The sequence below is a fragment of the Chamaesiphon sp. OTE_20_metabat_361 genome (genome assembly GCF_031364565.1).
Genome location: NZ_JANLWO010000063.1, coordinates 1 through 10,546, shown reverse-complemented (window position 1 = coordinate 10,546; position 10,546 = coordinate 1). Strand labels below are relative to the sequence as shown.

At 47.0% G+C, this 10,546-nt stretch carries 9 protein-coding genes and 1 tRNA gene; 4 read left to right on the top strand and 6 right to left on the bottom strand.

Annotated features, from left to right (window positions below):
• Positions 1 to 816 precede the first annotated feature (816 nt).
• Positions 817 to 1,344: a GNAT family N-acetyltransferase gene (locus RMO35_RS01715; RefSeq protein ID WP_309738119.1), complete on the top strand. Its 528-nt coding sequence runs from the start codon at positions 817 to 819 to the stop codon at positions 1,342 to 1,344.
• 69 nt (positions 1,345 to 1,413) lie between these two features.
• Positions 1,414 to 1,487 (top strand) — tRNA-Pro (locus RMO35_RS01710).
• Between the two features lie 238 nt (positions 1,488 to 1,725).
• On the opposite strand, the gene RMO35_RS01705 is transcribed toward RMO35_RS01710, so the two are convergent.
• Positions 1,726 to 2,115, bottom strand: a complete 390-nt coding sequence (locus RMO35_RS01705; RefSeq protein ID WP_309738117.1) for a nuclear transport factor 2 family protein — start codon at positions 2,113 to 2,115, stop codon at positions 1,726 to 1,728.
• 402 nt (positions 2,116 to 2,517) lie between these two features.
• Here RMO35_RS01705 and gltD point away from each other — a divergent pair, with 402 nt between their 5' ends.
• Positions 2,518 to 4,002 carry a glutamate synthase small subunit gene (gltD, locus tag RMO35_RS01700; RefSeq protein WP_309738116.1) on the top strand — a complete coding sequence of 495 codons (1,485 nt, stop codon included), beginning with the start codon at positions 2,518 to 2,520 and terminating at the stop codon, positions 4,000 to 4,002.
• A 139-nt stretch (positions 4,003 to 4,141) separates the two neighbouring features.
• Positions 4,142 to 4,348, top strand: coding sequence for a hypothetical protein (locus RMO35_RS01695; RefSeq protein WP_309738114.1), 207 nt, complete (start codon positions 4,142 to 4,144; stop codon positions 4,346 to 4,348).
• A 95-nt stretch (positions 4,349 to 4,443) separates the two neighbouring features.
• Here the strand turns inward: RMO35_RS01695 and RMO35_RS01690 are convergent, their stop codons facing one another.
• From RMO35_RS01690 to RMO35_RS01670, 5 genes are all read right to left on the bottom strand, one after another.
• Entirely contained in the window at positions 4,444 to 4,695 is a 252-nt protein-coding gene (locus RMO35_RS01690) for an abscisic acid-deficient protein Aba4 family protein (protein ID WP_309738113.1), read from the bottom strand.
• A gap of 89 nt (positions 4,696 to 4,784) precedes the next feature.
• On the bottom strand, positions 4,785 to 5,615 hold the full coding sequence (locus RMO35_RS01685; protein WP_309738112.1) for an SMI1/KNR4 family protein: 831 nt from the start codon (positions 5,613 to 5,615) through the stop codon (positions 4,785 to 4,787).
• 352 nt (positions 5,616 to 5,967) lie between these two features.
• Positions 5,968 to 8,178 carry a nitrate reductase gene (locus tag RMO35_RS01680; RefSeq protein ID WP_309738110.1) on the bottom strand — a complete coding sequence of 737 codons (2,211 nt, stop codon included), beginning with the start codon at positions 8,176 to 8,178 and terminating at the stop codon, positions 5,968 to 5,970.
• A 225-nt stretch (positions 8,179 to 8,403) separates the two neighbouring features.
• Positions 8,404 to 9,582 carry an MFS transporter gene (locus tag RMO35_RS01675; RefSeq protein ID WP_309738109.1) on the bottom strand — a complete coding sequence of 393 codons (1,179 nt, stop codon included), beginning with the start codon at positions 9,580 to 9,582 and terminating at the stop codon, positions 8,404 to 8,406.
• A gap of 237 nt (positions 9,583 to 9,819) precedes the next feature.
• Positions 9,820 to 10,546: MFS transporter (locus RMO35_RS01670; RefSeq protein ID WP_396135585.1), on the bottom strand; the 727-nt coding region annotated here is incomplete at its 5' end.

Sequence of the window (10,546 nt, the reverse complement as noted above, 5' to 3'; positions counted from 1 at the left end):
CAGTGGTGAAGGTAGTTGGCTCTAGGAGCGACTTTCGTCGATTCCGCTGGGCTGTTTCCCTCGACCGCTTTACTAATATATCTTGTCTGCCTAGGATTGTCAACCCTTTTTGGGAAATTTGTTTAATCCTCGGCTGCGTCAAGCTTTGCGATAGATGTTGGGGCTGAGATCCCTACTTTTTAAGAATGTTTTTTGTCTGGTCTTGCCAAAAATAATCAATCGGATCGCTGTATTATACGGTGTGAAATGATTTGCGCGATTTGACAAGCCTGGAAAATATTGATGATTGCTGCTTAGTTGTTTCGGGTAAGCATAGATCGAGATTGTAGTTTATCAAACGACACAGATCGGCTCAACCTGCTTTGACTGTTACGGAATACAGGCTTTTGCAAGCTGTCTAGTTGCAAGCGTAGAAGAAGTTTTAATGTCACCAGACTGTAGATTCTGAAGGGGCAATCGTTAGCACTCGATCGTGATAGCACAGGAAAATAAGCTCGTTGAAACCCGATCGAGTCGGACTAGCAGAGGTAGACAGTTAAAGATGGAGCGAGGATCGTTATACACATAATCCAAGTTGCTACTTAATACTTAAAGTGGTTGAAGCCACTGTCTTGCAAGTCGGCATTTGAGGAATAAATCTGAGTAGCATAAGAGTTAAGTCTGTGAAAGCTAGACTCAAATAGGATTGTTACAGCAGCATAAGACCATATTTACATTGAAAAGAATGTTATGATCTATATACGTTTGCCGCTCGATCTTCAGCGATAAGGAGCAAGAGTCGGGGACTACAATCACTACTCTTGTCGTTCACACTACATGGTTTTTTGGAAAAGTTTATTTAGTGGTGGCGATACGGCTACTGAAGCTAAAGCAGGTACCTTCGTTGATACTGCTGTAAAAGTAACTGGACTCAATCTACCTCAGAACAGTCAAATTTTTTTCAGTACAGATCGAGATCTCGATTTATACGAGCTAGAAGAGCTATGCGATATCGTCGGTTGGTCGCGGCGTCCGCTTCGCAAGGTCAAGAAAGCACTTCAGAATAGTTTTATTGTGGTTTCGATGTGGGAAGTCAGGGGTGCGACAAAGAGAATGATCGGGTTTGCCCGCGCTACCTCTGATGGTGCATTTAATGCGACTGTTTGGGATGTGGTGGTACATCCTGATTTTCAGGGTCAGCGCTTGGGTAAGGCGATGATGAAGTATACGATCGATAAGATCCGCGCTGAGGATATTAGCAATATTACGTTGTTTGCTGATGCTCATGTGGTGGGCTTTTATGGTGGCATGGGATTTGTTGAAGATCCTGAAGGTATTAAGGGAATGTTTTGGTATCCCGACTAGGTTTAAGTAATTTTTAGACCTTAACGATCGAACGTGCCAATCGTATGTTATGATGGTTGAGACAAACAACGGGGTGTAGCGCAGCTTGGTAGCGCGCCTGCTTTGGGAGCAGGATGTCGTAGGTTCAAATCCTGTCACCCCGATTTTTAAAACATCTATATCTAGCGAAAAGTTCTTGTGAAGATGCCAATTTAGGCACTATGGCAAGAATTTTTTGTCGTTAATGGGGTGATTGCAAGTATTAGCGGCGCTCGTCGCTCCGGTGAACCAATGAGCTTCGCCTGAAGCACAAACTATCGATATCAATGTGGTAACTGATGTATCCAAAACGATAGTTCGGGAATAGTAATGACACTTTTCAGGTATCCTCTAAACGATTGCTCAGTCACTACTGATATCAAAATATTCTCGCCAATAACTAATTAGGCCGTTTCTTACCTCAATGACGATTGCGTCATCCGAGTAACTACGCTGCCCTGTAGCTTTCTCGGTGTCCTCATAGTGCCATTCCACCGCAGCACGATTGCCATCGACGATCGTGCGCTGAATGGTAATCGTCACATCGGTATAATATTGCCCAAACTTGGCAATTTCTTCCCGAATTTTAGCCTGCCCTTGCCACCGTTGACCGGGGACAATAAGCTGGGCATCAGGTGTAAATAACTGCGCTAAGGCATCGGCATCACGAGCGACCCAGGCATCTTTGGCGAGGACAATCAGGGCGTGCATCTGTTGGGGCGATGAAATATTTTGAGTTTCAGATAGATCCATATGAGGTATTAAGTTAGCAAGGATAAGTCCGATCTCCGAAAGCTAGTAGCATCGGTTAAAGCCATTGGTAGAGATTAATTGACGATTAAATTCCGTTCGAGAGTGAAATATGCGTAACTTCAGTTTTATTGGCGATCGAGGAGATCGAATACTTTTTGGCGATTTGGCTGTACTTTTAACTGTATGGTATGTTATTTTCTAGTCGGCAGCGATCGATTTGGTTGGAAATAATCATAAAAAGTTAAGTTTAATAACTAGTTGTCAAGAATCATGTACTTTAGCTCAGAGCATAGGATAAGAAGATTGAAGCAATAGTTCCCTAGCATGAGTTAAACCGATTAGAATAGCCTGAGTTAAGTACTAAAAAAAGATCGCACAGCCGAGCGATTATTTATCGTAGCTATGGGTAAACCAACCGGATTTATTGAATACCGCCGCGAAGTCGAAGGCGAACTCGCACCACTCGATCGCATCCACAACTGGGATGAATTTCATCTGCCTCTGCCCGACGAAAAGCTCCGCCAACAAGGAGCTAGATGTATGGACTGCGGTACGCCCTTTTGCCATACGGGAACAGTAATTGCTGGCATGGCGAGCGGTTGCCCGATTAATAACCTGATTCCCGAATGGAACGATCTGGTCTATCGCGGACTCTGGCGTGAAGCTCTCGATAGACTGCACAAAACCAATAACTTCCCCGAATTCACGGGTAGAGTTTGCCCCGCACCTTGCGAAGGTTCCTGCGTACTGGGCATCCATAACCCCCCAGTGACGATTAAAAGCATCGAACACTCGATCGTCGATAAAGGCTGGGAAGAGGGTTGGATCGTCCCCACACCCCCCGCAAAACGCACGGGCAAGAAAGTCGCGATCGTCGGTTCTGGCCCCGCTGGACTCTGTGCCGCCGCCCAATTGAATCAAGCTGGACATTGGGTAACAGTATTTGAACGTGCGGATAGACCAGGCGGACTGCTGATGTACGGCATCCCCAATATGAAGCTAGAAAAAGAGCAAGTCGTCCTCCGCCGGATCGAACTCCTGGAAGCCGAAGGGATCGCCTTCAAGTGCAACGTGGAAGTCGGTAAGGATGTCACTGCCGAAGATTTGCGTAAAGACTACGATGCTGTCATCCTTTGCACTGGAGCCACCAAACCCCGCGATCTCCCGATCGAAGGTCGTCAGCTTAAAGGCATCCATTTCGCGATGGAATTTCTCACGGCTAATACTCAAGCCGTTTTAGACGGTAGAGAAAATAGTGACTTTATCTCCGCAGCAGGTAAAGATGTCATCATCATCGGTGGTGGCGATACGGGTACCGATTGCGTCGGGACATCGATCCGCCATGGCTGCAACAGCGTCGAGCAGCTAGAAATCATGCCCACACCACCCCTCAAACGCGCTGCCGACAATCCCTGGCCGGAATGGCCGAAAGTCTATAAAGTAGACTATGGACAAGCAGAAGCCGCCGCTAAATTCGGAGCTGACCCCCGCGCCTACCTCACCACCGCCACCAAATTTGAGGGCGACGCCGATGGTAATGTTACCGCCGTTCATACCGTCCAAGTCCAGTGGGAGCGAAACGAGCAGGGACAATTTGCGCTCAAACACGTCCCAGGTACCGAGAAAGTCAATCCGGCTCACCTAGTATTACTAGCAATGGGATTTCTCGGCCCCGAACAGCCGTTAGTCGATGCGCTGGGTTTAGATAAAGATCCGCGTAGCAATATCAAAGCCGAACATGAAAAGTACATCACGAGCATTCCTGGTGTCTTTGCTGCTGGCGATTGTCGGCGCGGCCAAAGTTTGGTCGTCTGGGCATTTAATGAAGGTCGCGGTGCCGCTCGTGAATGCGACCTGTATTTGATGGGCAGTACTGACTTGCCTTAGATAATCTGGTCTGAACTATGATTTAGAATGATTTAAGGATGGACTATGATGAGCTGCTATAAAAAAATCATAGTCTATCTGTTAATCATTCCAAATCACAGTTTAGACATTAATCGACAAATATATTGAGGTAAATACTATGCAATCGCTGCAAACTGTCTACGAAAATCTCAAACAGATCGATCGAGTCGATGCGACTACTAGTGCGGCATATCGTCAATCGGCACAAGAAGTATTAGCCGATCCTGCAATTAGTCTGGAGTGGCGCAAGGCAATATCCGATCGACTCAATCAAGTCAATCATGAGTTGACTGTTCATGCTCATGTTGATGACGATAGCTATTAATTGAGTTGAGAGATTGTATGTTGGGTAGCGCACCAAGCACAGCGAAGCGAAACCCAACAACACCAATATTTGATATCAATAATATTACGTGACCGTCAATCGAACACTGGGATCGTTGGGTTTCGTGCCTCAACCCAACCTACACTCAGAAAAATTACTATTCCCTTATTTTGCCCTTCTAAATAGATGTACCGCCCGACAAATAAACCCATCACTAGAAAATGTACCCAACCCAGCGCGGCGGCTCCCTCATTGGCAATGAAGCGGGCGATTTCAGGTAGTTTGGGATTGGCAAGTGCTGCTGAGTCGGGATCGTTGGCGTAGCCTACCGGAGGTAATCGCGACAAAGAGCAGGTAGATATATAGTCCAGCCAGGGTGATGAATGGTAGTGGGGAAGAAATTACCTTGCGGGTAATCCCGAAATATATGACGATGTTAATCCTGCTTTGTATTTCGTTGGTACAACCAGGCAGATAGCATCTCAGCCAGACTAGACCATATAATCTTTGGCTCACCTCCCTCAACGCTCACCGCATAAATCGGAGAAATGTCTTTCTGTTCCTCACTTGCCATTACAGCCCATATCACATCATTCTCAAAGCTCATAATTGGAAATAGATGCGGATCTATTTTATAATTTGAAAATCCTTGATACATATACATTGCACTCTGAAGATCCAACAAGGATTCTTCCCATCCAGTTTTATTTAATATAAAGTAATTATTGAATGAATTCCAATCTTTACTTCCTATACCAATAGGAAAAATTCCATTAGCTCTCTGGTAAAGTCTATGAAATTCTACAGAAAGTTGAAAAGGATAATTTAATGTGATTTCTTGGATTTGCGCTGGACTAAGTTTTGGCGGATGATTTCCACGATCGTACATGTCTTGATTTAGCTCTTTAATTCTTTCTTGGGACGGAACTAATGCTACTCCACAGGTATGCTCTTCATTAGTAAATTCCCAGTCTAGCCCATAAATTTCCCATGTTTGTATGAGCGGAGGACAACAACGAAAGCCAATGTAGAAATATCCTTGTAAGTATGTTAACTCATTATTTTGCTGTTCTACAAGTATTGAAATATCATCAATCACATCATTGATTGACCTACAAAAAGCTGCCTCAATCTCAGATGGTTCAGATTGAGGATAAACGTCCCCTGCTAAAATATTATGCCATCTTCGATGTAATAATTTTGTTGAATCATCTAATGTCGGCTCTGGTATACATTCACCTGAATTATCTGCTTTAATTTCATTCATAAGCAATAAACTTCCAATTTACTTGACTATTACTGGGTTTTAAATTTATTCACCCCAGTCTACAGATAATTAATTTAGAAAAGCCCTCAGATCCTCGATCGATTCAATCATCTCATCATTGTTCGGGTTGCACTATTTTAGCTGCTGAATTAGAGATCGATCGACTTAACCTTTCAATATATACTGTTGCTGCTACTCACATTCTACACCCACGCGGATTTCTGATTACTGCCGCAACCTGTGGGTACCCATAAAGGGCACCCCTACACAATCGATCTGTAGGGGTGCCCTTTATGGGTACCCGAAGATCGATGCTTTTACCAATGTTTATAGACTGATGTAAGACACAATCTTACCCATAAACTCCCAATTTACTCGATACCTTACTTGGCACTCCAAACGGGATGGAAGAGGTAGAAACGATCGATTTGACTGGTACTAGTTGCACCGCACACGCTTTGAGTTCGGGTTGCAACGAATCGGGACAGGCGGCATCGTGGGTAAACAGATTGGCTTCGGCATCTTTTGCCCACAATTCGCCCCAGTGCATCGGTACGAATACCGTACCGCGATCGATCGCCGCTGTCACTAGTGCTGGAAATCTCCCGGTACCGCGCCGCGATCGAATTTCAATCATTTCGCCATTTTCGATTTGCAATCTGGCGGCATCTTTGGGATGAATTTCGACGAAGGGATCGGGGTGCATCTGTTGGAGTTTGGGGATGCGTCCGGTGCGGGTCATCGTATGCCAGTGACCGTACAATCGCCCGGTGGTCAACACAAATGGATATTCGGGGTTGGGTGGCTCGGCGAGTCCTTTGGAGTGGCACGCGGCAAATTTGGCGCGTTTGTCGGGGTGGTGAAATTGGAGGTTGGTGTAGAGGCGTTTGCCGTACTGGGTTTTGCAGCCTGTGGGGTGCGGCCATTGAGTCGGGCCGTTATCTTTGAGATATTGATGGCTCAATCCGGCGATGTCACAGGGGCGACCCGCGCTGACTTTGGCAAATTCCGCATACACGTCAGCACTATTTTTAAACCAAAACTCGTCTTTAAAGCCCAGTCGCCGCCCGACTTCGGCAAAGACTTCCCAATCTGCTTTGGCTTCGCCGGGAGGCGTTCTAAATGCCGGACACAGGGTAACTGTCCGCTCGGAGTTAGTCATCACGCCCGTTTTTTCGCTCCACTGAGCGGCGGGGAGGAGGACGTGAGCGTATTTAGCGGTTTCGGTGGGGTAATAGGCATCCTGATGGATCGTAAAAGGCGATCGCATTAAGGCGGCTTTGGTACGATTGATATCGGGCATACTAACTGCCGGATTGGTGGCTACAATCCACAGCAAGCCGACAGATCCGGTCTCCATGCCTGTTATCATCTCCCAGGCAGTTTTACCTGTATTGGGGGAGATTCTACCTGGGGGTAAATTCCAAAGCTGCTCGATTTCGGCGCGTTGTGCGGGATTCTTGACGAGGCGATAGCCGGGGAGAATGTGGGCTAGCCCGCCAGCTTCGCGTCCGCCCATCGCATTGGGTTGTCCGGTGAGTGAAAATGGCCCCGCGCCCGGTCTACCAATCTGCCCGGTCATCAGGTGCAGGTTGATAATGTGGCGGACTTTGGCGGTACCTTCGCTCGATTGATTGACGCCCATCGACCAGAGCGAGAGGACATTATTAGAGGCACCCCACCATTTAGCTGCTTTTTCGAGGTCGGCTTGAGCGATGCCACATTTGGCGGCAACGATGTCCGGGGGATACTGTTGAATTACTTCAGCAAAGGCGGCGAAGTTGCTGGTACAGGATTCGATAAATTGTTGGTCTATTTTGCCCGCGCGCAGGAGTAAGTGAGCAATCCCATTTAAGAGGTCGATATCGGTGCCGGGAGTAATTGCTAGATGGAGATCTGCGGCTTCGGCGGTAGCGGTACGACGCGGATCGACGACGACTAATTTAACTCGATCGTGTTGTTTGTGATACTTTCTGAGGCGATTAAAGATAATAGGATGACACTCAGCGGTGTTCGTCCCAATTAGAAAGGCAAAATCTGTCTTCTCGATGTCATCGTAACAACAAGGCGGCCCATCTGCGCCAAAACTCTGGATATAGCCAGATACCGCCGAAGACATGCACAGCCGCGAATTGGCATCAAAATTATTGGTACCCAAGCAACCTTTCAGCAGTTTTTGGGCGGTATAGTAATCCTCGGTCTGAAATTGCCCCGAACCATACATGCAGATCCCATCGGCACCGTGAGTATCTAGTACCGTCTGCATTCGATCGACAATCCGCGTATAGGCTTCTTCCCAACTTACCCGCTTGAATGGTTGGTCGAGGCTATCTCGCACCATCGGGTATTGTAAGCGATCCTTATATAGCGACTCACTAATTGTCGCCCCTTTGACACATACCATCCCCTGACTCGAAGGGTGCGACTTGTCGCCCATTACCTTCCAAATCGGCACGCCACTACTATCCCGATGCACCGATTTTCCCGGTACAGCGGGGGGTGAAGCCTCTAACCCACAGCCGACACCGCAGTAAGGGCAAAGTGTTTTGGTTGTGTCAGTCATGAGTTAGGGGGTAGGGGGTAGAGGGTAGAGGGTAGAGGGTAGGGAATAGGGGATAGGGGATATGGGATAGGGGATAGAAAGAGGTTGAATATTTATAAGGTTAAGAAGTGTATCGATCGAGTCAGCTTAATGCTGGATCTGCAAGGTAACGATTCTGTCGAAAATATTCTGTATTTGAGACTACTAAAAATTTGTGGCTAGGATTCGATCGTGGCAAGTAGTGACTTATGACTGAGATTCTTTGGCAGTCGCTCTCAAGAATGTCTGACTGAGCAGGATACCCGTACAACTGAGAGCAAAAACAATCAGCAAGCCAAACCCGAGCGTATAGCTCCCTGTCATGTCCCGACAAATTCCCAACACAATCGGTGGAAAAAAGCCACCCAATCCACCCGCCGCACCGACTAATCCGGTCACGCTACCAGTTTGGTGCGGGAAATATTGAGGTACGAGTTTGAACACGCCACCATTTCCCAAGCCAAATAAGATCGCACAGCCGAGGGAGCCAAGAGTAAATAGCCAAATCGAATTAGTAGCCATCAACCAACTAATTAGGGCAATCCCTAGAAATATGTAGAGTAGCAGCTTTTGACCGCCGATGCGATCGCTCAGCCAGCCACCCACGGGGCGCGATAGAGTTGCAACTAAGACAAATATGGCCGTTCTCGCACCAGCATCCGGCGGAGTGAGCGCAAAAACTTCTTTGTATAAAGTAGGCAAATAAATACTTAATGCGACGAAGCCACCAAAGGTGAGCGCGTAAAAGACACTCAACACCCAAGCCAATTTCTCAGTCTTTAAGACAGCAATATTTTCTGCTAAAGATTTCGACTTGCTCGGCGGCTTGGCATTATTAGCACTCAGCGCAAAGATCCCGCCCCAGACTACCGCCGCCGCACTAAACACCAAAAACGTCGCCGGAATGCCGATTTGACCTGCTAAAACTGGCCCCCCAAATACCGCCACCGATTGACCGATATTCCCTGCACCATAGATTCCCAGCGTAGTGCCCTGCTGACTCGGTGGAAACCACCCAGAGACAAAAGCAACCCCCACAGCAAAAGAGGTACCTGCTAGCCCCATCCAGAAGCCCCAGAATAACAGACTGGGATAGGAATGATTGAGAAATAACGCCGTAGCTGGCACGATCGTGAATGCTAATAAGATACTAAATACAATCCGTCCGCCATATCGATCGGTTAGTAATCCCAAGGGGATGCGCCCTAGAGATCCTAATAAGACGGGAATGGCAATCATGACACTCGCTTGGGTAACGGATAGCCCCAATTCTTTCTTTAATAGAGGTGCTAAGCCGGAGATGATGCCCCAGTTGGCAAATGCTACTGCAAACGCCATTGTCGCGAGAAATAGATTTTGATTGGCAGGACGAGCGGATGTATTCATGAGCACAGAACAGACACTCAGAATATGATGTCACTAGATCGCGACACAAAAATGGGATAGACATCTAATATCTATCCCATTTCTAAAAATTTCGATGCTAATCTTGCATACCGAGTCTACTCTGAGGATAGATTATTGGCGTTATTGTTGGCGTAGCCTCGCAGAATGCGAATCTGAGGTACGATGTCCCACTTTGTCAAACATCCACTTCTCTAACACCTAAACCTAACACCTATCCTAATCCCGCATTCCAAAGCCACTTGGACTACTTATCGGTACAGCTTGAGCTTCCATCCCAGCAGCATCTAAGCCAAACGAATTTTGCGGTTCTTTGAGGAAGAACGCACACATGAAGGCGCAAACCAAGGCACCGATACCCATTGACGCAAATAATGTCGGTGCGTCAGTCAAGCTGAAAATAGTCAAATACACGACGCCGCCAAAGTTACCGTATGCGCCGACATTTCCTGCTACTTGTCCGGTAATTTCTTTCTTAATCAGCGGTACGATCGCAAATGTACCACCACAACCAGCTTGGGCGAATAGTGCCGAGAACATGGTGACGCCCACAGCGAGAGGCAATGCCCAGGTTTTATCGATTTGATGTGCTAAGAGATAAGCAACTCCAATCAATGCTGTGACAGTTGTCATCGTCCATTTCCGCGAACCAAATTTATCAGAGATAAAACCACCACTGGGGCGAGAAAAGAGGTTCAAGAAGGGATAACTAGCGGCAATCATCGCCGCCGCTGCGTGTTGGAGTCCGAATGTCTTCTCAAAGAAGACAGGCAACATCGACACCGCAGCAAGTTCGGAACCGAAGTTGGTAATATAAGTAAATTGCAATAAAGCAACTTGACTAAATTCATACCGCTCGGATGGTGCAAATTTCTTGCGCCCCAATACGACATCGCGATTGACTAACCAAGCTTGATAACTCTGGTACGCATATAGAGCAGCCAGC